Annotated in this window: 26 protein-coding genes; 17 read left to right on the top strand and 9 right to left on the bottom strand. The window is 55.1% G+C overall.

The genetic code is table 11. The features are described 5' to 3' along the window. Positions 1 to 134: 134 nt before the first annotated feature. On the bottom strand, positions 135 to 1517 hold the full coding sequence (gene yjjJ / locus Thiofri_RS19970) for a type II toxin-antitoxin system HipA family toxin YjjJ (protein WP_009147896.1): 1383 nt from the start codon (positions 1515 to 1517) through the stop codon (positions 135 to 137). A gap of 77 nt (positions 1518 to 1594) precedes the next feature. On the opposite strand from yjjJ, the gene Thiofri_RS19965 reads away from it, so the two are divergent. From Thiofri_RS19965 to Thiofri_RS19925, 9 genes are all read left to right on the top strand, one after another. Further along, complete coding sequence (locus tag Thiofri_RS19965) at positions 1595 to 1915, top strand: type II toxin-antitoxin system RelE/ParE family toxin (protein ID WP_223296707.1); 321 nt, start codon at positions 1595 to 1597, stop codon at positions 1913 to 1915. Next, entirely contained in the window at positions 1912 to 2319 is a 408-nt protein-coding gene (locus Thiofri_RS19960; RefSeq protein WP_009147895.1) for a nucleotidyltransferase substrate binding protein, read from the top strand. Before Thiofri_RS19965 ends, Thiofri_RS19960 begins: the two co-directional genes overlap by 4 nt. A gap of 2 nt (positions 2320 to 2321) precedes the next feature. Beyond that, on the top strand, positions 2322 to 2687 hold the full coding sequence (locus Thiofri_RS19955; protein ID WP_009147894.1) for a nucleotidyltransferase domain-containing protein: 366 nt from the start codon (positions 2322 to 2324) through the stop codon (positions 2685 to 2687). A gap of 14 nt (positions 2688 to 2701) precedes the next feature. After that, a complete protein-coding gene (locus tag Thiofri_RS19950) occupies positions 2702 to 2854 on the top strand; it encodes a hypothetical protein (RefSeq protein ID WP_009147893.1) in 153 nt (50 codons plus the stop codon). Between the two features lie 100 nt (positions 2855 to 2954). Then, positions 2955 to 3206 carry a UPF0175 family protein gene (locus tag Thiofri_RS19945; RefSeq protein WP_009147892.1) on the top strand — a complete coding sequence of 84 codons (252 nt, stop codon included), beginning with the start codon at positions 2955 to 2957 and terminating at the stop codon, positions 3204 to 3206. A 61-nt stretch (positions 3207 to 3267) separates the two neighbouring features. Beyond that, positions 3268 to 3510: a DUF2442 domain-containing protein gene (locus Thiofri_RS19940; protein ID WP_009147891.1), complete on the top strand. Its 243-nt coding sequence runs from the start codon at positions 3268 to 3270 to the stop codon at positions 3508 to 3510. Between the two features lie 430 nt (positions 3511 to 3940). Then, the gene (locus Thiofri_RS19935) at positions 3941 to 4540 is read left to right on the top strand and encodes a winged helix-turn-helix domain-containing protein (RefSeq protein WP_009147889.1); all 600 of its coding nucleotides are present in this window, start codon (positions 3941 to 3943) and stop codon (positions 4538 to 4540) included. Between the two features lie 15 nt (positions 4541 to 4555). Next, on the top strand, positions 4556 to 5452 hold the full coding sequence (locus Thiofri_RS19930; protein ID WP_009147888.1) for a DUF2887 domain-containing protein: 897 nt from the start codon (positions 4556 to 4558) through the stop codon (positions 5450 to 5452). Between the two features lie 54 nt (positions 5453 to 5506). Continuing rightward, the gene (locus tag Thiofri_RS19925) at positions 5507 to 5866 is read left to right on the top strand and encodes a hypothetical protein (RefSeq protein ID WP_009147887.1); all 360 of its coding nucleotides are present in this window, start codon (positions 5507 to 5509) and stop codon (positions 5864 to 5866) included. Between the two features lie 1052 nt (positions 5867 to 6918). On the opposite strand, the gene Thiofri_RS19920 is transcribed toward Thiofri_RS19925, so the two are convergent. From Thiofri_RS19920 to Thiofri_RS19895, 6 genes are all read right to left on the bottom strand, one after another. Continuing rightward, entirely contained in the window at positions 6919 to 8409 is a 1491-nt protein-coding gene (locus Thiofri_RS19920) for an MOP flippase family protein (protein WP_009147885.1), read from the bottom strand. A gap of 16 nt (positions 8410 to 8425) precedes the next feature. Then, the gene (locus Thiofri_RS19915; protein ID WP_009147884.1) at positions 8426 to 9091 is read right to left on the bottom strand and encodes a sulfotransferase family 2 domain-containing protein; all 666 of its coding nucleotides are present in this window, start codon (positions 9089 to 9091) and stop codon (positions 8426 to 8428) included. Further along, a complete protein-coding gene (locus tag Thiofri_RS19910; protein WP_051023815.1) occupies positions 9069 to 10229 on the bottom strand; it encodes a glycosyltransferase in 1161 nt (386 codons plus the stop codon). Before Thiofri_RS19910 ends, Thiofri_RS19915 begins: the two co-directional genes overlap by 23 nt. 28 nt (positions 10230 to 10257) lie before the next feature. Further along, the gene (locus Thiofri_RS19905) at positions 10258 to 10653 is read right to left on the bottom strand and encodes a nucleotidyltransferase substrate binding protein (RefSeq protein ID WP_223296706.1); all 396 of its coding nucleotides are present in this window, start codon (positions 10651 to 10653) and stop codon (positions 10258 to 10260) included. A gap of 124 nt (positions 10654 to 10777) precedes the next feature. Continuing rightward, a complete protein-coding gene (locus tag Thiofri_RS19900) occupies positions 10778 to 11077 on the bottom strand; it encodes a nucleotidyltransferase domain-containing protein (RefSeq protein WP_009147882.1) in 300 nt (99 codons plus the stop codon). 365 nt (positions 11078 to 11442) lie between these two features. After that, positions 11443 to 12345: a glycosyltransferase gene (locus tag Thiofri_RS19895; protein ID WP_009147881.1), complete on the bottom strand. Its 903-nt coding sequence runs from the start codon at positions 12343 to 12345 to the stop codon at positions 11443 to 11445. A gap of 37 nt (positions 12346 to 12382) precedes the next feature. Here Thiofri_RS19895 and Thiofri_RS19890 point away from each other — a divergent pair, with 37 nt between their 5' ends. Beyond that, positions 12383 to 13492, top strand: a complete 1110-nt coding sequence (locus Thiofri_RS19890) for a glycosyltransferase family 4 protein (protein ID WP_009147880.1) — start codon at positions 12383 to 12385, stop codon at positions 13490 to 13492. Positions 13493 to 13644: 152 nt separating this feature from the next. Here Thiofri_RS19890 and Thiofri_RS19885 read toward each other — a convergent pair whose 3' ends face one another. Beyond that, the gene (locus tag Thiofri_RS19885; protein WP_407702950.1) at positions 13645 to 14334 is read right to left on the bottom strand and encodes a HipA domain-containing protein; all 690 of its coding nucleotides are present in this window, start codon (positions 14332 to 14334) and stop codon (positions 13645 to 13647) included. A 374-nt stretch (positions 14335 to 14708) separates the two neighbouring features. Here Thiofri_RS19885 and Thiofri_RS19880 point away from each other — a divergent pair, with 374 nt between their 5' ends. From Thiofri_RS19880 to Thiofri_RS19870, 3 genes are all read left to right on the top strand, one after another. Beyond that, the gene (locus tag Thiofri_RS19880) at positions 14709 to 15659 is read left to right on the top strand and encodes a PD-(D/E)XK nuclease family protein (protein ID WP_323705616.1); all 951 of its coding nucleotides are present in this window, start codon (positions 14709 to 14711) and stop codon (positions 15657 to 15659) included. A 58-nt stretch (positions 15660 to 15717) separates the two neighbouring features. Then, complete coding sequence (locus Thiofri_RS19875) at positions 15718 to 16866, top strand: RNA-binding domain-containing protein (RefSeq protein WP_009147878.1); 1149 nt, start codon at positions 15718 to 15720, stop codon at positions 16864 to 16866. A 61-nt stretch (positions 16867 to 16927) separates the two neighbouring features. Continuing rightward, positions 16928 to 17155, top strand: a complete 228-nt coding sequence (locus Thiofri_RS19870; RefSeq protein ID WP_190275788.1) for a hypothetical protein — start codon at positions 16928 to 16930, stop codon at positions 17153 to 17155. 132 nt (positions 17156 to 17287) lie between these two features. Here the strand turns inward: Thiofri_RS19870 and Thiofri_RS19865 are convergent, their stop codons facing one another. Further along, positions 17288 to 18262 carry an IS5 family transposase gene (locus Thiofri_RS19865; protein ID WP_009148401.1) on the bottom strand — a complete coding sequence of 325 codons (975 nt, stop codon included), beginning with the start codon at positions 18260 to 18262 and terminating at the stop codon, positions 17288 to 17290. 271 nt (positions 18263 to 18533) lie between these two features. Here Thiofri_RS19865 and Thiofri_RS19860 point away from each other — a divergent pair, with 271 nt between their 5' ends. The 4 genes from Thiofri_RS19860 to Thiofri_RS19845 all read left to right on the top strand — a co-directional run bounded on the left by Thiofri_RS19860 (position 18534) and on the right by Thiofri_RS19845 (position 20156). After that, on the top strand, positions 18534 to 18755 hold the full coding sequence (locus tag Thiofri_RS19860; protein WP_009147875.1) for a ribbon-helix-helix domain-containing protein: 222 nt from the start codon (positions 18534 to 18536) through the stop codon (positions 18753 to 18755). Continuing rightward, positions 18743 to 19114: a type II toxin-antitoxin system VapC family toxin gene (locus tag Thiofri_RS19855; RefSeq protein ID WP_009147874.1), complete on the top strand. Its 372-nt coding sequence runs from the start codon at positions 18743 to 18745 to the stop codon at positions 19112 to 19114. Before Thiofri_RS19860 ends, Thiofri_RS19855 begins: the two co-directional genes overlap by 13 nt. A gap of 471 nt (positions 19115 to 19585) precedes the next feature. Continuing rightward, positions 19586 to 19849 (top strand): type II toxin-antitoxin system ParD family antitoxin, encoded by a 264-nt coding sequence (locus tag Thiofri_RS19850; protein ID WP_009147873.1) that lies wholly within the window; start codon positions 19586 to 19588, stop codon positions 19847 to 19849. A 70-nt stretch (positions 19850 to 19919) separates the two neighbouring features. Continuing rightward, a complete protein-coding gene (locus Thiofri_RS19845; RefSeq protein ID WP_051023814.1) occupies positions 19920 to 20156 on the top strand; it encodes a type II toxin-antitoxin system RelE/ParE family toxin in 237 nt (78 codons plus the stop codon). The last annotated feature ends 24 nt before the right edge of the window (positions 20157 to 20180 follow it).

Raw genomic sequence — 20180 nt, 5'->3', positions numbered from 1 at the left:
GCGCGCAAAGGCCCAGCCACGATTGCGCCGATAGATCTCGACGGCGCGGGTGGTACAAAAATTCGAGCCCGGAACCTTGTAATTACGGAACCCTTAATTGTGTTGCAAAATTGTGGTAGCCGGCCCGCGATCCATCAAACCCGTTCGCCGGCTGCCCGCAACAGCGCCCCATGGTCGCGAACCAATGTGCGAAAACCAGTACTGATGCGCATATCTGCACGGACCGCGTCCCAAAAGTCGGCGGCGGCTTGGCAGGCGATGAGCCAGGTGTCACGCTCGCGGGGCAGCGGCAAGGGCGGCTCAAAAGAGCGCGTCGGCAGTTCGCCCCCGGCTAGGGGCGCATAGAGCATGGGCAGCATGTCATAGACGGGCGCCAAAGAGAGGCGAGCTTGGTCCGGGCGAAAACTCAGATTGCCCAGATGCATGTCGGTATTGGCGGTCAGGCGGCCAAACCACCAGATCAGATGAATGCTCCGGCCATCCTCGACACTTAGCAGGCCGGCAGCGACCAGCGCATCGGCCAATGGGCGCCAGTCGCAGGGATCCTTGCCCAACAAGGCCGCGTTGAGCGTTTCCAGGCTGATGAGCGGACTGCGGCCAAAACGGCCATGCCGATCAAACCGCTCAACTTCCAGAAAGGTCCGTCCGCCGTGAGCGATGATCCGGCTGCGGGCGCTGACGACAGTTGGCAGGCGTTGCGCGTAGTCCAGGGCCAGATGCTCACAGATTAGGAGATCGCTCCAGCGAGTGACCGTCGGCGAGGCATCGGCCCCGGAGAACTTGATCAGAACATGAGGCGTCAGGCTGCCGGACAACTCACGCAGGGCTGTGAACTTGGGGAATTCGCCGGCGGCGCTGGAACCTGCCAGCCCCAAGGCCAATGCCGCTTCGGCGGCTTCGAGATACCGGGCCGGTGTTTCGGACTCCCGCCACGGATCGGCCGGGCGATGGCAATCCTGTTGCCAGCGCTCGCAGGCAGAGTCCCCCAAAATCAGATTGCCGGGCAAATCGGTACCGATCCGACTCAGTGCGAATAGGATGTGATCGTCAGTCCAAAGGTTCGGGTTTTCGGGAACGCCAAACGACTGGTGCGCACCGCGTGCCAGTTGTCGTCCCATGAAGCCTTGCGGTCGCATGTCATAGAGCGGATAGGGCAAACCGTCCCACCACCCATCGCGTTCCTCTTCGGTCAGCGGCCAATCGGTGTCCCGCAACGGCATCCAGCAGCCAGACGGAAAGACCGTGGCAAGCCGTGTTAGCAGCGTCGCCCGCCCGGTCTCATCAATGGCGTAAAGGGGCAAGTCAGCGGTATCACCGCGCAGGGGACGGCGCAGGGCATAGCGCGTGCGGCGGGCTTTTCCGGCAACCAGGATCGGCTCGGGGCTTTCCTGCAACAGCCGGTGCAGGGTTGGGACACTCACGCCGAGTTCCATCGCCAGGTCAGCGGCCTTGACCGCCGAGCGGCGGGCAAGAGCCGTTCTTAGCCGATCTCGGGCCAGTTGCTGCTTGGTCGTCATGGGGCGATGGACTGTAAACTGAGAAGATTCTTGAGAAGATTAAACACCGCTCTCCAAGACGTGTCCACTATACTGGCGTGAGGGTGTACAAGTTCGACTGCGTTAATCAGCCGTTCCTGCTAGCCTACCTGTCGAGCGAAGCGACGCGCATCTTTATCGCCATCGGCCCTCACGAGAACTTTTACCGCGATCTGAAGCGGTGCCGCCCCATGAGCCGCGCCCCAAGGCGCGGATCTTTCAGGCATCCACCAGCGAGGTCTAAGGCGACTCTAGGTGCATCCACACCAGACAGTCTCGCGCGCGAGGCACTCGGCTGGCAGCCAGGAGTGACGCTGGAAGATGGGCTGAAGCCAGCGATTGCATTCTTTAGACCTGTTACTGACGGAGAGTGGCTGTGACGCATGATATTCGTTGGAAACAACGCTTTGATAATTTTCAACGCGCCCTGCATCAACTCACACTCGCCATTGAGCTCCAAGAACAGCGCCCCCTGTCCGATCTCGAGCAACAAGGGTTGATCCAAGGGTTCGAGTTTACCCATGAGCTTGGTTGGAATGTCTTGAAGGATTACCTCGAAATGGAAGGTATCCAAGGGCTGGTTGGCTCCAGAAGCACCGCGCGCGAAGCCTTTAAACGGGGATTGGTTCGCGATGGCGAGGTGTGGATGGACATGATCGACAAACGCAATCTCTCTAGCCACACCTACAATCAAGCTGTCGCAAGCACCGTGGCTGCGGCTATCGTGGATCGGTATTATCAGGCCTTTCTGGATCTGCAACAGCGCTTTGCTGCGGAAGCTTGAGTATGCTTGAATTCGGCTTGCCACTCACCACGACCCGCGCGATACGGCACATTCTCACCGAGGTGCCCGCCGTGGAAAAAGCGGTCATCTATGGTTCGCGCGCCAAGGGAAATCACCGACCAGGCTCCGACATCGACCTCACTCTATTCGGTCAGGGGCTCAATCTGGACATGCTGTCTAAGATCGCCGCCCAACTTGATGAGTCTCCAATCCCCTACCAAGTCGATCTCTCGCTCTTTGACCAGATCGACCATGCGGGCCTGCGCGCCCACATTGAACGCGTGGGAAAGCTGTTCTATCAACGCTCACACAGTAAGACTGCCGAACGGATCTGCGAAGCAGCCGCCATGAACTGCCGATTTGAATAACCCTCTGGACATCAATGCTTGAAAAAAAATACACGTCACGCACCCGTGCCCGCACCCTCGTCACCTGCGGCGCCGGTCTCATCAAGCCGGACGCTGAACGGATCGAGATGCGCGGGCGGATCGACTCCAGTCCCTTTCAATATCGGGTGCGAGCAAGTAGCGGGTGACCATCATGACGAACGGGTATGTCTCGAAATGAAAAACCGGACCCGTCCCGGTTTTCTCTCGTCCCGGTTTTCTCTCTCGTCAAATCACGCGGAGACCGCCATGCAAATAGCGATTGAACTACCCAATGATTTCGTAAACTTTCAAGGGGCCGCTGAAATTCGTCAGGAGGTCGCCATCTCCTATGCGCTATGGCTCTATCAGCAAGGCCGTGTGACCCTCTCGAAAGCGGCCGAATTGGCAGGTGTGGATTTGTATGATTTCATGATGACCTGCAAGCGGAACAAGGTGCCTATCATCGACATCAGTCGCGATGACCTTATTGCGGAACTCTCGGGGTTTGACGGGGGATGATCCTCGTTGCCGACTCGTCCGCACACTGCGATTTCGGCACCTAGAACCCTTGGATTAATGGATGAAACTCAAGTCTCTTCAGCAAGAGCAAGGTGATCGCTATCGACTGACATTCGACAGCGGCGAAGTCACCTCGGTCGACCTTCGCGACCTGATCGCTCACCATGTCTCGGAGGAGCAGTTGCAAACCGCTCATCTCGATTCCGAGTGGGGCTGTCTAGAATTCAACGAAGGTCATGTCGACATTCCGCCAAAAACCCTTTATCACTTTGCTTGCCAGCAACGAGACCGGCAAGTCGCCTAGACAATAGAGCCATCTTTGATTCGAGAAAATATTTCGAGCCTGGCACTTTTCTCTTATGCTAGCGAACCAGTTAAGAGCTTAAGGAGTGAGGTGGCCATCAGTGGCGAGCAACTGCCGAGTGTCATTTGTTCCGACTTGGTAATGAAACCTCGGAGGTCGTGAATCGAAGACTCGCTGCGGTGCTCCGCCTGGAAAGAGTTGCTTGGACGCATGGCGTCTTCGTCAATGCCACGGAAACCACCTTGCGCGTGCGACAACTTCCGCTGTAAACCCTCACGGAGATTCGCAAGATGTTTCAGACCCATCAGAAACCGCCCCATGGACTAAACAAAAACTTGCGGATTCGACATTGACACCCAGGCACCCGCCGCCTATTGTTCTTACTTAGAGAACAGAAATTATCAGGTTTCGCCCAACATTCCACGATCCAGTGCCCGACTCAGCCCCCAACACCGTTTTCGACGCCCTCATCGCCTCCAAGACCCGCGTGCGCATCCTCATGCGCCTGCTTCTTGACCCGGCGCGGCGCATCCACCTGCGCCAGATGGCGCGCGACTGCGCCGCATCCCCCGGCCAAGTCCACGGCGAGTTGCAACAACTGGCAACCGCCGGCTTCCTGCGCAGCGAGCCCGAGGGCAAGCAAACCTTCTACAGCGCCAACCCCGAGCACCCGCTCTTTCCCGAACTGCGCTCCATGGTGCACAAGGCCCTCGGGATGGACCGCATCATCGACAGCATTGTCGAGCGCCTGGGTAATCTGGAACAAGCCATCCTGCTCGACGACTACGCCGTCGGCAAAGACTCCGGTCTGGTCGACCTGCTGCTGATCGGCGACATCAACCAAACCAATCTCGCCGACTTGATCACAAAAACAGAACGCCACATCAAACGCAAAATCCGCGTCCTGGTACTCTCTGCCAATGAGTTCGAGCGGCTCGGCCCAACGCTCAGCCAACGCCCACAACTGCTTCTGTGGCACCGTCCGATCACCGACACCGCTCTCGACATCAGTCACACCAAGGCCGCCTGAGCGCATCTGAGTCTGATGAAGACCGACATCTCCATCTACGACTTCCTCGCACTCGGCCCCGAGGCCTTTCGCATCCTCGCCGGTGGCAAAAAACTCCAAGGTCCTTATCAATTTCGCTCCGAGACGCTCAAAAACATCGAGCGGCGCATTGACGGCCTGTGCGAGCCCATCGGCCACAACGGTCCGGCCTGGATCGTGGAATTTCAGATCGAACGCAAGCCCGCCGCGCTCTATAACCTGCTGACTAAAATCGGCCTGTTCGGCGAAACTCAGCCTCATCGAGATGTCCGCGGACTGCTCATCGTCCCGCGCCAAGCCGATCAACCCGCGCAACCGCAAGGCATCGGCAGCAACTGTCACCTGCTCGATGTGGTCTACCTGCAAGACTGGTTGCAAACACTCTTCCAGCGCGAGCCGACCAATCCCTTTCTGGCCGTCTTGGCGCCGCTGATCTGGACTGATAAGGAACTCCGAACCCAAGCCCCGCAGCTCTGGCGTACCATCAGCGAAGCCGACATAGAACCAGTCCATCGCGAACGGTTGAGTGCGCTCCTGGAATATTGGTTTATCGAACGCTTCCGCACCCTATCGCTAACGGAGATTCGCAACATGTTTCAAACCCTGACACCATTGCAAGAAACTCGCGCATACCAAGAGATTTTTGCCGAAGGCGAAATTGAAGGAGAGATTAAGGGCGAGATTAAGGGAGAAATTAAGGGGGAGATTAAGGGCGAGATTAAGGGCGAGATTAAAGGAAAAAGACACGGTCTATTACGCCTCATCACCCGCCGCTTCGGCCCCCTGCCTGAATGGGCCGAGGAGCGCATCAACAAGGCCGATGGCGACCAGCTCGACGCATGGCTCGACGGCATCCTTGATGCTGAAACGCTCGAACAACTCCTCGCCACCTGAGCACTTCCCCAGAAACAGCGCCGCCGCGCCAAGTCCCGCCACTACCCGAGCCCCATGCCCCAACCCCAGCCACTCCAGGTCACCGTCTACACCCCCGGCTCCGCGCTGCGCCAGCCGTCGCGGCTGCTTGCCGACCTGTTTCGGGATGTCTGGCGCGGCCGCGGCCTGGCATGGCGACTCGCCGTGCGCGACATCAGCGCCCAATACCGCCAAACTGCGCTCGGCCTGCTGTGGGCACTCATCCTGCCGCTCACCCCGCTGATCCTCATCGCCTGCGACTGGCTAACCGGCCTGCCCGGCGACGTCCTCGACCCCTTTTTGCTGGTCAACGCCATCCTGCTCGTCCTGCTGCTGTTCATGGGCTCCCTCTTTCGGCTCGCCATGCCCATGCTGATCGAGCGCATGGGCAGCTGAGACCGAACCCGATGACAAAGTCCACCAACCAAGACGACGAAGTCCTGGTTCGCGTCGGAGGCGTGGGCAAAAAATTCTGCCGCGAGATGAAGAAATCCTTCGAGAAAATAAACCTATCCGGAGAGTAAGCCAGGAACTTGTCCGCGTTTAGGTCAAGGTTTGTTTTCTCTGTTTCCGCCTGGTTTCCCGACGGTGCCACGATATTTTGACCATGCGCAGCTTCGTTACCCGGCTCCTCGCAGAACCGGACTTGGAGTGTTACACCATCCGGCTCCCAGTTCAGGTCATTCACCAAGGAATGGGCTGTCTCAACCCATCAACACAGAAAGCCCTCCTTCCATCAGACCACCCATGTTTCTCGCGCTTGGCTCCATTGGTGTGAATCGCATCGGCTCTCGTTTTCACGCGCAGAGTCCTCTCGGTGTAGGGGCGTGTTAGACCAATGCAATCTCCCAAACCGCCACTCCTTTGCTCGACCCGCATTACCGGGCGTCATCGCTCATACGAGTGGCTCCGACTTCCAGCAACCACCGCCGATGTCCTCGTTGATTAGACTTGTTCATCGGTGCCCACCTCCCGCAGACCGGCTGTTGGATCTCCCTGGTTACCACGTGCTCTCAATGTAAGGCTCGATACGGCCTCGGACCCCGGGGAGTCTCCATGCCACTGACCTTGACGCGACATGGAGTGTTGCCTGCCGGGGGGACAAACCCGTCGGCACTCTCCGACAAATTCTTTTCGGGGCTCTACACCTTCAGGGGCGGCTTCACCCGCTACCTTTGCACCTCGCCTGTTTTCATGCCTACGCACCGACGCGTCAGTTACCCTTCGCGCCGTAAGGCTTGATACCGGGCTCGCGGCTCACGATTACCCGGGCGGGACTCTAACCCGCTAGAGCACGCGGCCTTGCCAGGCCGCACTGTCCCCATAATTCCTTTGCTTTAGGTGTAAATTCAATAGCGTGACGATCAAAATCATATCGAATTGAATAGTCACACCATGCCGGTATTGCTTAACTAAATGAATACCATCTATAAGCTGCCGGTTTCCGTTCACCGATCTCTCTGCGCCGGAAACATCGGTCCCGCACCCCATTTCTCTTTCACTACCAAAAGATCGCGCATGGCAGCAACCCAGACTCGATTGAAAAAAATACTCAACACAAGATAAACAAATGCACCGATCAATAACCCTGACAGAACTCGCAACCCGCTCTGCTCAATGTCGTAGCTAACTCCATAGGCCACGCTACCTGCCACTGCGGCGATCAACAATGGCGGCCATAACGCGCCGAGAAATTCACTGAAGCGAGCACCACAGAGTGGATAGATCAACACCCTCCATGCCGGGATAAAAATGCCAAGCTGAGTCAGCAGGAATGACCAGGCCAGACCTTTCGCTCCCCCAAGCCAGACACCGATGAGGAAAATCCAGGGTACAATTACCAACAAGCTCAGATTCCACCAAAACGCGCGTCGCGCACGCCCAACTGCGTAAACTAGGCTGCCAGAGGGATTCCCGGTAGAGCGCAATAACCCCGTCAGAGCAAAAAGACGCAGATAGTCGCCTGCCGGATGCCAGTCGGCACCAAAGACAATAACGACAATATCCTCGGCGTAGAGCGCGAGTGCCAGATACAGCGGAAAATTCACGGAAGCGGTCATGCGTAGAGTTTGCAGATAAATCGACTTTAACCGCACCACGTCCCCCTGAACGCGAGCCATCACAGGAAAGCCAACGCGGGTAATAATAGGATTGATTACAAAGGCGATGCGCAGGCTCAGATCACGTGGCAGGCTGTAAAAACCCAGATTGGCTGATCCAAGAAACAGACCACCAAGCAACACATCGGACTGCATTCTCAGAGTATTTGCCAGAGTTTCTCCCATCGCAAACCCACCAAAGTTCAAAAATGTCCGACATTCCTGGACACTCAGGTGCCAAGCCGGTCGCCAGCCCGCAGCCAACCAGCGCCAGGACAGCAAAGCGGTGCTTGTTGCGCTGAAAAGCATTCCTGCGAGCAGAGCCCAGACTCCGCCACCGAAGAGTGCAACGCTGAGCGCGCAAAGAAAGCCTGAGATAGCCGCGCTGATTTCTACGGCAGCCAACGCCGCAAAGCGCAACTGTTTTTCGGCCTGCATGCGCAGTTGATGCCCGATTGCCGTGATGGGAAAAATTAAACTAGCGGCTAGCAAGAGCGGCAGCAGACGGGGATCGGCATAGAGCCAGGTCGCGAAAGGCGCCGCAATCATCATCAGGCCCATTAACAGCAGGGCTGCGCTAAAATTAAGCCAGTAAAGACTCGATAACTGGCTCGCGGAAATGTTTTGATGATGGATAATGGCTTTGCCAAGACCTAGGTCAGAAAACAAATTCAGAATCGATGTGAGAGAGATAACGATGGCCATTAGGCCGAAGTCGGTAGGGGCGAGGATGCGGGCGAGAAATGCGACTTGCAGTAACTGCAGCATCACGCGGATTGAAATTGCAAAACTCAACCATCGAATTGCATTGAATGACTGACTTTTTAACGGAAGCTGCATGCTGGATGATAAATTTTCAATCGAAAAAGTAATGGAATAATTTCACGTCTTGCGCATACAGCTCACTGATAATCTCTATTGACTCATTTTTCTTGTAAGCAAAGCGATAATCAAGTTCTCTTCTTGAATGGTTCAATTTTTTAATTTTAGTGTCGATGCTTAAGTGCGTGCTTAATTTTTGGATATCCTCTGTTATAGATTCCAGCTTCCCTATAAAGTCAACTTTAAAAATTCCCGAGCCATCAGTGATAAAATTTGCCTGAGGAGCAAAAAGAAGACCGCTTCGAGCTATGCCTGCTCCTAAGCCATCAATGACAAAACTATCAAAGTCTGGAAAGCTTTTCTGTAACCAAAAGGAATAGTTTTTATCAGTCGTTTTATTTCCGCCTTGGATTAAATAATTGTAAGCAGAAAACGCTCGATCCCAAGGGTTTCTAACAAATGCAAACTTAAAGTATCTTTCAAATCGTGCCCTGCTTTTCTCGTGGTAAATATACCACGGGAGATGAAGTCTAGGGCGGTCCTGTACATTCATCGCATGAAGAATTGATGTTCCAGCAGTTTTCGGGATATGAATAAAAATAATTTTTCTATTTATCATCCAGGTTTTGTAAGGAAATAAAAGCCAACTGGAAAGTTTTTCTATGTACATTTTTTCTTTAACTAGATACTTTAAATTCAAAATAAATTTCCTCGAGATTTTTAGTGCATATTTTTATATTAAAGTGATTTTTTGCTAAATATCGTCCTTTAATTGAAGCCTCTTTTAAAAAATTGTCATCTTCAAAAAATCTGAATATATGAAAAATGATGCTTTTTATATCACTTTCTTTAAATTGAATTCCTGCCTCAGTATCTAAAACTCCCGCACTCTTCGCGCCAATAGCAGATGTAATAACTGGAACTCCAGACGCCTGAGCTTCTAGAATCACCATGCCAAATCCTTCAGCATCCCCGTTCTCTGCCATAACACTTGGCAAACAAAAAATGCGTGCTAAATTCATTTGTTCTCGAACCTGTTCACTACCCAACACCCCAAGAAATTGAATATTTCCACCAACACGTTTAGCTTTCTCCATCAGTTGTGTGCGCAATGGACCATCGCCCACAATAATCAACTCGGCATCCGGAAACTCTTTCGCCACCTGCCCAAAAGCATCGATTAGATAAGTCGCCCCTTTCTTTTCAACCAAACGCCCGACGAACAAAACCCGCCGTGCTCGTTGATGAATTGGCAATCCGCCGGGCTTGAAGCGATCAGTATCAACGCCGATATAGCAAACTGTAATTTTTTTCTCTGGAATGCCGTACGCCATGGCGCGCTCTCGGATTGCCTCGGAAACGGCGATGAAATGAACCCGTGGCTCCTGCGCCAGCGCCAGCAACTTACGCGGATAAGCACGCATCCGCCAGCCGCCATGCCCGGCTTCCCACCAGTCGCGATAAATATTGATATCGTAGCCGTGCAAGGTGATAACCATCGGTAAGTTTAACGCGCGCACCAGTGGCCAGATATCGACTGCCTTGGTTGCAAAATGCACATGAAATAACTGCGCTTTTTCGCGGGCCAGCAAGCGAATATCCCTGCGCGCAGCCCGACCAAGCAAACGGTTGAGGCGCCACTGACGAGTCTCGAACCATCCTGGCGGGTCGGCGAGCAGCAGTCGAACATCCAGCCCATCAAGGTTTAGCCCGTTCGGAAAGCGGCGGTGACCAACCAGGACGCCGTGCCACTGACGATAAGCCAGCATCTGTTCCTTGATGAAGGTTTGAGAATATGGAAGAAGATCGGATTGGTAAACAAGGACTTTTGGCTTCATGAGGAGAATAAACCGGCGTTCATTGCAGTTAGCCCTGATTTCCGTTCTTGGCTGATAAGTCTTGTTCCACCACCCCAAAACGCGTCACAGCATCGGTATGGAGTTGAGCGTACGTCCGAATCAGCATCCGTCCGTACGCTTCTGCCAAGTTGATATCCCGTGCGAAAGTCACCGGATCGGTACAATATTCATGCACTAATCGATTGCGCAGTTGTCGTGCTTCCAACCACTGTGTTGAATCCTCAAGAACTCCAAGCCGTCCGGCACGCTGGAGCACATCGATTTGGCTACCCGGTTGTTCGGCAAGCGCGCGCAACCAGCGCGGCAAGAGTTTATCCGAAATCGTATCTTGCAAGCGGCCATAGCGTGACACGAAGGCTTCCAGCCGCTCGGCACGTTCCGGCTGGGTATCCAGCGCCAGCACCCAATCGGCATCGATCCGCTGTTCAAAAAGCCGGGGGAGACTCCATTCAAGATGTTTCGACTTCCTTGGCGACGATGGCGAGGGTACCCAGAAATCGCTCGATTTGGAAGCAGTGGATTAAGACTCACAACAACACCCCGTTCGCAATGGCCTGTTTGTGGATCGGCTGTGGTGGCGTTTCGGGGTCTATTAACAAAACATCGATTCGTTGATCGCCCAGCCGGATTTGCAGGCGCGCTGCCAGCGTTAGGCTTTTGCGGTGCCCATCCGTTTGCTGACGCGGCAGTTCGACGAGCAGATCAATATCGCCGCCCCGCTGATCATCATCAACGCGGGAACCAAACAGGCGCACTTGAGCCTGGTCGCCGAAAATAGCCCGGGTTTCGGCGCGGATGATGCTGGCGGTTCCAGGTGTCAGGCGCATGGCTCGCTCTGGCGGACAAGAAGCGGAGGGTCGATTTCGTAGGATCGAATAAATGCGATTATATACGGGTTCGGTGCGCGAGGGTCAGAAAAAAGCCGGCTGAGAGGGATTGAGTAACCGAAAAGACGTTATACCGACTGGCTAGCTTCTTGCGCAATTTATCAAGCTTGAGAGCAAGCAACTAGAGTCACTCACCAAGGATCTGGTGGCGTTTTTCAATATCTTGAGCGGCACTCTGGATATCAAGGGGGAGAGTTTACCACATACAGCTAATCGAGCCTCGTTATAGTCGAGTCGATGGACCACTAAGGATTCGTTCTATATTCAGTAAACAGTCGCTGTATTTACGATAATAAAATAATTGTTTATCGCCTCTCAGGTTTCCCGCCAAGCACTATGCGTATTATTTCGAGTTGACCGGCAGCCCAAATAATGGCAGCATTCAGCAAAATGGCAATCTTTTCAGAGACGGAATAATCTAGTGTCCATATGCGCGCCAGGCGTTTTTTAAGGGATTCTTTTTGATATCCTTTTTTGACTGCTTCTTCATGAAAGTAATCGCTTGTCTTATTTTTTAATTGCATTCGTCCACCGGCAACTCGTCGAGCCTGACGCACAGCGCTTCTTAAACGTGTTCTGGGTAAAGTCGTTACAATAAGATTGGGGGCGAACTTTATCGGGAAGCCTTTTGTGAATCCGCGTGCACACCACTCTCGGTCACCTCCAGATAAAAGATCCTCGCGAAAGGGACCAATGCTTTGCTCAGCCTTGCGTGGCACCCATAAATTCGCAGTGGCGCCAAATCCTTTTAATTGGATGTTATTTTGTTGTTGAAAACCAAGTGCGCATTGATAGCGACTGACAGCGGTTGGCAGAGCGGGTTTTTTAAACACCACGTCTCCGCCGATCATAGCTGCATATTTTTCTTTCTCAATTACGCTGACTCCTTCGGTTAGCCAGTTTCTGGCTGGAATGCAATCCGCGTCAAGGAAGGCAATAATTTGGCCGCGCGCATGTTTGAGCCCATGGTTACGAGCAGCATAAGAACCCGGCGTGTTGCAAATAAATCCATGGATTGTTAATTCAGGAAATTGTTTAAAGGGGATGGCAATTCTCGGAATCGAGTCGTTATCGACCACGATAACTTCAAAAGGAACTCGGCTTGTTTGATTATCAAGAGCGCTAAGTGACTGCTCTAAACCAAGCGGATCATTGAAAACGGGAATGATGACACTCACTAGTGGTTGGGGCGTGACTTGTTGTTGCATAATTTAATGTAATCTTGGGTTGTCAGAGCGCTCAATCATGAGAATCCTTATCTTATCAAAGCGCCAATATACGAGTCGTGATCTTCTTGATGATCGCTACGGGCGTTTGCGTGAACTTCCGCTGGCGCTTGCGGATCTTTGTCATGACCTGCGTGGGGTGTGCCTGAGCTATCGACCGCGCGATGAAGGGCGCTATGAAGATATTCAAAATGATGCACGGGTGATTTGGCAGGCATGTAATGCGCATCGTTTGCTTCCGTTTGGAAGAAACAGTTATTGGAATCAAATTCAGGTGCTCGCTGATTCATGGCGCCCCGATGTCGTGCTGGCCTGCTCGGATGCTCTGCATGCCGTTCTTGGCGAACGCCTTGCCCGAAAGTTGGGCGCGGCTCTGGTGATTGATCTTTACGATAATTTCGAGAGTTTTCAATCAAGTCGCTTGCCTGGTCTCAGAAGTGCATTCAGGCGTGCAGTGCGCGGCGCGGACGGTGTCGTCTGCATCAGCAAGCCGCTGGCAGGACTGGTACGAGATCGGTATGGCTATCATGGGCCATTGGCTGTGATCGAGAATGCCGTGCCGGCTGGCCTTTTCCATCCGCATGATCGGCTGGTCTGCCGGCGAGCGCTCGCGTTGCCGGAAGCAGCGCGCCTGATAGGGACTGCTGGTGCATTGACTCGTAACCGCGGAATTGAAGTACTTTTTCGTGCGTTCGAGCACTTGGGCAGGCGGCGGGCAGATGTGCATCTAGTGCTGGCTGGGCCGCGTGATAAATCGTTGCGCTTGCCGTGTGGCGATCATGTGCATGATCTCGGGTGTCTGGCGCCCGACCAGGTACCAAATCTGTTGTCAGCCCTTGATGTTGGGGTCATCTGCAATCGTGATTCGGCTTTTGGTCGTTACTGTTTTCCGCAAAAGTTTTATGAAATGGTGGCTTGTGGAATACCCGTCGTGGCGGCGGCAACGGGATCCATGGCGGATCTGCTCCGAGATTGGCCAGGGCATCTGTATGCTCCCGATGATCCTGAAAGTCTAGCGGGTGCGTTGAATGCGCAACTCGACGATCCCCAGAGGTTACCATTCCATGCCCCCTGTTGGCATGATTTAGCGAAGCGTCTGGAGTGTTTGATACAAGATTCTTGTTCATGATCGAAAATCTCGCCGAGTCGATACGGACAAGCCCCCGGAAAGTTCATGTTATAAAGACCCGTCTGGCCGCACGCATCCCTAACGGCTGTGCCGATCGTCTGGGAACCGCTGCTGGCACAACTGCCGGGGTCGGTTGGCTGACTCAAACCGCTTCAAACTTGTTCAGCTAAGGTTTGCAACCTTTGGCCATGCTCTAAACCCAGCCGACGAAAGCCCTCGCTGATGCGCGTATCCGCTCCGACCCGCGACCAAAACTCCACGGCAGCCTGACAAGCTGCCAACCAGATTGCGCGTTGTCGCGGGAGTGGTAGTGGCGGCTCGACCTCATCCGTCGGCAATTCGCCGCCGGCCAGTGGCGCATGGCGCATCGGCAGTATGTCATAGGTGGGCGCCAGGCACAGGCGGCCCTGCGTGGGCTGAAAGCTGAGATTGCCGAGGTGCATGTCTGTATTGGCGATGAGCCGGCCAAACCACCAGAGATGATGCCTCCGTTGGGCGTCGCCGTCTCCGAGCCATTTGGCAGCGACCAGCGCGTCGGCGAATGTCGGCCAATCGCCCGGCGTCTTCCCCAGCAGGGCGGCATTGAGCGTGTCTAGGCTACAGAGTGGACTGCGTCCGAGCCGATCATGACGATCGAATCGTTCGACCTCCAGAAAGGTTCGGCCCGCCTGGATGAGGATACGACTGCGCGCGCTGGCGATCCCCGGCAGGGTGCGCGCGCATTCCAGGGCCAGATGCTCGCATACCAGCAGATCCGCCCAGCGGGTCACGGTCGGCGAGGCATCCGCTCCGGAGAACTTGACCAGGACATGGGGTGTCGCGCTGCCGGTAAGCGCACGCAGCGCGGTGAATTTGGGGAATTCGCCAGCGGCGCTCGATCCCGCGATCCCGGCGGCCAGTGCCCGCTCAGCTGGGACGCGCCATCATCCTGAGAAGATTGTTGAGGCGTTTTTATCAAAAAAAGTAAAATTGAATCAGATAACTACAGCATTGTTACAGATATTTGTGATGCGATTGTCGAGTCCTGTTCTACAGATGTCGCGGCTAAAGCATCGACGGCTGCTGTCGGCGGTAGGTGCGGACCGGCATCGCATGTGATTCGTTGTCATCACACATTGGCGAGAAACGTGCCGGCAAACTTGCAGGCGAGCTTCTTGACAAAGATGTAAGAAGACGATTGGCTTGTTCTCAACATGACAACAGGAGTTGAAGCATCATGGGCGAGACAATGCAGGAGACTATTCGACGGACCTTGCCGGAACTCGTGCGGAGCGATTCTGGATTTCGTGACGAGATCCTGAATATCACTCAATCAGTCTATGCCAATCGTGGGGATACCGAGTCGCGTTTTGATCGCGTGCTGGCCGAGCTGCAACGTGATCGCGAGGAGCAAACCCGCAAATGGGAGGAACAGGTCAAGGCCCGTGAGAGTGATCGCGAGGAGCAGGCCCGAAAATGGGAGGAACAGGTCAAGGCCCGTGAGAGTGATCGCGAGGAGCAGGCCCGAAAATGGGAGGAACAGGTCAAGGCCCGCGAGAGTGACCGCGAGGAGCAGAATCGCAAGTGGGAGGCGCAGGTCAAGGAGCGCGAGAGTGATCGCGAGGAGCAGGCCCGCAAGTGGGAGGAACAAGTCAAGGCCCGCGAGAGTGACCGCGAGGGGCAGAATCGCAAGTGGGAAGAGCAAAATCGCAAGTGGGACCAGCAGATGGCAGAGAATCACAATTTGCTGGAAGAGATACGGAGATCACGTGTGCGCCAGGAGCAATCCCTGGGTGCCATGGGAGCGCGTTGGGGGTTGTCGTCCGAGCAGAGCTTTCGCGGCGCGCTCAGGGGGATTCTGGAGGAGATTTTCGGTGTAGATGTCATCAACATCAATGACTTCGACGATAGCGGGATGGTGTTCGGCGCACCCGATCAAGTCGAGATTGATGTCATCATCAAGAACGGTGAGGTCATCCTCTGCGAATTGAAGTCTTCGATGTCAAAGGGGGATATGTACATCTTCGACCGCAAGGCGGCCTTTTACGCGCAACGCCATCAGCGTGCGGTGACACGCAAGCTGGCCATCTCTCCGATGGTGCGCCCCAATGCTAGGGCGGTAGCGGAGAAGCTCGGTATCGAAGTCTTCAGTGATGCCGAGGATGCAACCAATCAACTAGCTAGCTAGGCAGGGCAGCATCGACGTTTGAACTGCCTGAACTCACGAATCCAGCAACGGCCGCAGTATGATGTGCGATCTCGAACAACTTATTGCTCAAGGCGAGCACGCTTCTCTGGAGTTTAAGCTTGAGGACGTGCGGCCAGAGTCGCTCGCCAAGGAGCTGGTGGCCTTTTCCAATACCTTGGGCGGCACTCTGCTCATTGGGGTCGCAGACAACAGTGCCATTTTGGGTGTCACCGACAAAGCCGCCATTGAGCAACGCGTTCTCAATGTGGCGCGGCACAATGTAGTACCAGCAATCAATCCCAACCTGTTTTGGCAGACGCTGGATGATAAGGATATCTGCCAGGTTAAGGTCGGCAAGGGTACGGCCAAACCCTATCAAACGCTGGACGGAAAGTTTTTGATCCGGGTCGGTTCCACTAATCGTCAGGCGACCATGGAAGAACTGAGCCGTCTCTTTCAGGCCGCTGGTCTGATCCATTTTGACATTTCGCCGGTCCAGCAGACCGGCCTGCGAGATCTCGATGAGGCCAAGCTTCAAGCCTATTGGCAGACATCGTACCAAATCGATTTCGACTCACTGGATAATCACGAGCGCACCAATCTGTTGCTCAACGCCGATCTGTTGGCGTTGCACGAAACCGTGCCAGTCTGCACCGTCGGCGGTTTGCTGATGTTTGGCAAGCAACCACAGCGTCGACTGCCGCAAAGCGCGATTCAGTTTGCGGTGTTCGATGGCCTTGATCTCACCGCTCCCCTGCTGGATAAGAAAGAACTCTCGGGTGCGCTGCCGGATCTCATCGACAATGGCGCTGCCCTGATTCGCCTGTTTCTGCCGAATCCCTCGACCATCAATGGATTACGGCGCCAGGAGCAGGATTTGATGCCGCCATCCGTCATTCGCGAGGTGCTGGTCAACGCGGTTTGTCATCGTGACTATTCGATCTCTCAGCGACGGATTCAGATCTTTCTCTTTCGAGACCGGCTGGAGGTTCGCTCACCTGGCCGGCTGCCGAATACTCTGACGTTGCAGAAGATTCGCTTTGGTAACTCAGCGCCTCGCAACCTGTTATTGCTGAAATATCTTGATAACATGCGCTATATCGACGGTCTTGGTCGAGGTGTCCCACTTATGATCCGTGCATTGGGCGAACGGCTGAGTTTCGCTGAAACAGGGGAGATATTTTCCGTCGTAATTCGACTTGGATGACTGATATGCCATCATCCTACGAGCAGGACTCTCTGAACGCGGCATAGTGGGAGCATTGCACATGCCCGCCGAGGTCCCAGGTAAACCCCTGGTCATCGACAAAGGACGCGGCCAAGCCACCGGCCTGCTGGAAAGGGCAATACAGCGGAAATTGCAAGAACCGGTCTGTTCCCCGTTGCCGATACCGACGTGGTGGGAGCAAGTCGCGATGTTTGAAACCTGGCTGCATAAGAATGTATCACGGGTATCGCTTAAGGAAGCGCTGATCTATTCGCCTCGCCGCGTATGAATCGCCCTAACAGCACTAATTGTGTTTTTCGATGGCACGCAAATAGGAATGACTCGCAACAGTGGGCGCAAACTCGCTCCGATTTGGCCGTTTCGGCCCCCGCGCCCGGTTTTCGGGCGCACCTCGCCTGTCTCAGGCGAGCAGCGGTTTGCGCAGCAGGTAGAGATTGCTCAAGGCGAAGAGGACCTGCCATTGGACGTTGTTCTTCTTCAGTCCTCTGTAGCGGACCTTGCGATGGCCGAAGAGGTTCTTGATGACATGAAAGGGGTGCTCGACGCGGGCGCGCAAGGATGCCTTCTGCTGCTCGATGGCTTTGATCTGCTCTTTGATCGGGCCGTCCTCGAGGGCTTTGACGCGCCCGCGCTTGGCGGCGATCTGCCAGCGGATCTTGCGCTTGCTCAGTTCATCGCGCTTGTCAGCACCGATGTAGCCGGCGTCGGCAAAGACGGTGGTCTCTTGGCCGTGGAGGAGCTTGTCGGTGGCGCTGACATCGGCGACATTGGCCGCGGTGCAATGAACGCTGTGCACCGCCCCGCTGAACAGATCAGCGCCGATATGGGCTTTCATGCCGAAGTGCCACTGGTTGCCTTTCTTGGTCTGATGCATCTCGGGGTCGCGCGCCTTGCTGGCGTTCTTGGTCGAGGAAGGGGCGGCCACAATGGTGGCGTCAACCATGGTGCCTTCGTTCATCATCAGCCCGCGCTCGCTCAAGTGGGCGTTAACCCGCTCGAGCAGGCGCCCGCCGAGGTCGTTGGCTTCGAGCAGGCGGCGGAACTTCGGCAAGAGGGTGGCGTCGGGGACCCCGGCGTTGAGCAGATCAATGCCCAGGAAACCGCGAAAGGACTGGCTGTCATAGACCGTGTCTTCCAAGGCTTCGTCGGCGAGGTTGAACCATTGCTGCAGGAAATACAGCCGCAGCATGCGCTCCAGCGGCACCGGCGGGCGCCCACGTCCCCGGTTGTGCTCCTGATAGTAGTGTGGCCCCAACTCCTCCAGCAGCTCCTCCCAAGGGACGACCTTTTCCATCTCGGCCAGAAAGCGATCCCGGCGGGTGACTTTCTTCTTGTGCTGATACTCAAGTTGGGCGAACGTCAGTTGCTGCTGCATCGGGGGACTCTCCAGGACGGGGCGGGTCAACAGGAGGAATTTTACCGCTCCGACCGTGACGGTGCAGGGAATAAATCAGCGTTTCCCTAGCTGCCAGCCTTCCCCAATTGTTTTCAAACCCTTGCGCTTATCTTAGTGCCATTCGAACCCCATTAACTCCGCATTCCAACCTGACCTCATTGGCACCATTTGCAGTCGCTAAGAAGCGCTTGGACTGTCGAGCCACGTGCTATATGATGCTGGCACCTGACATCATACGGGGTGACTGGCGATGCGCACCGTCATTGAGCTACCGGACGACCAGATCCCACCGCTGAAGGATCTTGCTGACGCCCTCAAGGTCTCTCGCGCCGAGCTGATCCGACGCGCTGTGGCGGATTATCTGCGACGGTTTGAAACGCCGCCGGATGACACCGCCTTCGGCATTTGGAAAGAAAGTGGCGAGGATGGGCTTGACTACCAAGTGCGCATGCGCTCGGAATGGCACCGGTGAAGGCGCTGTTTGACACCAACATTCTAATCGACTACTTGAACGGAGTGGTCGCAGCGCGTGATGAGATCGCTCATTATGATGACCCCATGATCAGCCTGATCACCTGGATGGAGGTGATGGTCGGCACCTCTGCAGAGCATGCAATACCGGTACGGGCCTTCCTGCGGCGATTCGAGTGCATCGGCATCGGCAGCGACATCGCTGAACGTGTCATCAGCATCCGCCAGGCGCGCCGACTCAAGCTTCCGGATGCCATCATTCACGCCACGGCCACAGAACAGAGCGCATTGCTGGTGACCCGCAACACCAAGGATTTCCCCGACGGCGAACCCGGTATTCGCGTCCCCTATTCCCTATAGTCGCCTCGGCTTTAGGCATCCGTGCCAGCGGGGTAAACCGAGCCGGGTTGCGCTTAGGTTCGGCGCGGCTCGGAAATGATCGGCTTTCCGGCTCCTTGGGGAGCGCTTCAGATCCGAGAGCGGACGCAGCTCGGCCATTTCCTCGTCGGTGAGATAGCCTTATCGATTGTCTTCACGACAGACCATCCGATCCCATTCCAGATCGGCGGCTAATTTCAAAGACACACCATGCTTGGCGATGTTGCTGCGGTTTTTATCGGAATCGAATTCGATGTACACAAAAAAGAATTTATCCGCCTTCACTTTAGGAATCAAGCTAGGGAAACGCCAGCCACGTCAAGCAAACATAAAAACCCCGCTCCGATGACTCGGAAGCGGGGTTGAAAAGGCCGTTGGGCGTCCTTGCCCGAGCAAGGTCGAAAAGAATTCGAGCCTGTAATCTTTAATTAAGCAGTTTTTGGAGATGATGTCATGGCAAGAACGCAAAACCTAACTCTTTGTGATCATTGGAGTGATTTCGTTGCCAGCCTTGTCGAGAGCGGGCGCTATTCCACGGCCAGCGATGTAGTGCGCGAGTCGCTCCGGTTACTCCAGGAGCGCGAGGCGACTTCAACGCTCGAGAACCTGCGGGAGGCGTTGATCGAAGGCGAGAACAGCGCCCCAGCCGGGCCGCTCGATATGGAAGCCATTAAGCACCGCGCGCGTCGAGAAGCCGGTCTCCAACAGGATGTATGACATTCACCTCCGCCAAGCTGCGGAAAAAGATCTCATCACCATCTGGCAAAGGTCTTAAGACGACTGGGGAATGGTTCAGGCCGACCGCTATCTCGATGAATTGAACGAGGGGATGGCCACGCTCGCTGAAAACCCTCGGTTTGGCGCGGATTGTGGCTGGATTCGCGCCGGCTACCGGTGTCTCGCCATCCGACATCACATTGTTTATTATCGCGTCACCATTGCCCGCATCGAGATTATTCGCATCCTGCACGAACGCATGGACCCGAAGCGCCATCTGGGCTCAAGCGGGCCGGAGAAATGCTAAGGCGCTGTGCGGAAAAAGGGCGGA

The sequence above is a fragment of the Thiorhodovibrio frisius genome (assembly GCF_033954835.1).
Classification (GTDB): domain Bacteria; phylum Pseudomonadota; class Gammaproteobacteria; order Chromatiales; family Chromatiaceae; genus Thiorhodovibrio; species Thiorhodovibrio frisius.
The sequence above is the reverse complement of the archived record's forward strand: the minus strand, read 5'-3'. Positions and strand labels throughout refer to the sequence as shown.

What these genes read in the sequence shown, in the direction of transcription:
- Thiofri_RS19890 (WP_009147880.1), top strand. Translation starts at nt 12,383, where the DNA reads ATGAGAATCCTTATCTTATCAAAGCGCCAATATACGAGTCGTGATCTT.
- Thiofri_RS19950 (WP_009147893.1), top strand. Translation starts at nt 2,702, where the DNA reads ATGCTTGAAAAAAAATACACGTCACGCACCCGTGCCCGCACCCTCGTC.
- Thiofri_RS19925 (WP_009147887.1), top strand. Translation starts at nt 5,507, where the DNA reads ATGCCCCAACCCCAGCCACTCCAGGTCACCGTCTACACCCCCGGCTCC.
- Thiofri_RS19875 (WP_009147878.1), top strand. Translation starts at nt 15,718, where the DNA reads ATGATGTGCGATCTCGAACAACTTATTGCTCAAGGCGAGCACGCTTCT.
- Thiofri_RS19910 (WP_051023815.1), bottom strand. Translation starts at nt 10,229, where the DNA reads ATGAAGCCAAAAGTCCTTGTTTACCAATCCGATCTTCTTCCATATTCT.
- Thiofri_RS19865 (WP_009148401.1), bottom strand. Translation starts at nt 18,262, where the DNA reads ATGCAGCAGCAACTGACGTTCGCCCAACTTGAGTATCAGCACAAGAAG.
- yjjJ (WP_009147896.1), bottom strand. Translation starts at nt 1,517, where the DNA reads ATGACGACCAAGCAGCAACTGGCCCGAGATCGGCTAAGAACGGCTCTT.
- Thiofri_RS19940 (WP_009147891.1), top strand. Translation starts at nt 3,268, where the DNA reads ATGAAACTCAAGTCTCTTCAGCAAGAGCAAGGTGATCGCTATCGACTG.
- Thiofri_RS19860 (WP_009147875.1), top strand. Translation starts at nt 18,534, where the DNA reads ATGCGCACCGTCATTGAGCTACCGGACGACCAGATCCCACCGCTGAAG.
- Thiofri_RS19880 (WP_323705616.1), top strand. Translation starts at nt 14,709, where the DNA reads ATGGGCGAGACAATGCAGGAGACTATTCGACGGACCTTGCCGGAACTC.
- Thiofri_RS19930 (WP_009147888.1), top strand. Translation starts at nt 4,556, where the DNA reads ATGAAGACCGACATCTCCATCTACGACTTCCTCGCACTCGGCCCCGAG.
- Thiofri_RS19945 (WP_009147892.1), top strand. Translation starts at nt 2,955, where the DNA reads ATGCAAATAGCGATTGAACTACCCAATGATTTCGTAAACTTTCAAGGG.
- Thiofri_RS19850 (WP_009147873.1), top strand. Translation starts at nt 19,586, where the DNA reads ATGGCAAGAACGCAAAACCTAACTCTTTGTGATCATTGGAGTGATTTC.
- Thiofri_RS19955 (WP_009147894.1), top strand. Translation starts at nt 2,322, where the DNA reads ATGCTTGAATTCGGCTTGCCACTCACCACGACCCGCGCGATACGGCAC.
- Thiofri_RS19855 (WP_009147874.1), top strand. Translation starts at nt 18,743, where the DNA reads ATGGCACCGGTGAAGGCGCTGTTTGACACCAACATTCTAATCGACTAC.
- Thiofri_RS19845 (WP_051023814.1), top strand. Translation starts at nt 19,920, where the DNA reads ATGGTTCAGGCCGACCGCTATCTCGATGAATTGAACGAGGGGATGGCC.
- Thiofri_RS19895 (WP_009147881.1), bottom strand. Translation starts at nt 12,345, where the DNA reads ATGCAACAACAAGTCACGCCCCAACCACTAGTGAGTGTCATCATTCCC.
- Thiofri_RS19900 (WP_009147882.1), bottom strand. Translation starts at nt 11,077, where the DNA reads ATGCGCCTGACACCTGGAACCGCCAGCATCATCCGCGCCGAAACCCGG.
- Thiofri_RS19870 (WP_190275788.1), top strand. Translation starts at nt 16,928, where the DNA reads ATGCCCGCCGAGGTCCCAGGTAAACCCCTGGTCATCGACAAAGGACGC.
- Thiofri_RS19920 (WP_009147885.1), bottom strand. Translation starts at nt 8,409, where the DNA reads ATGCAGCTTCCGTTAAAAAGTCAGTCATTCAATGCAATTCGATGGTTG.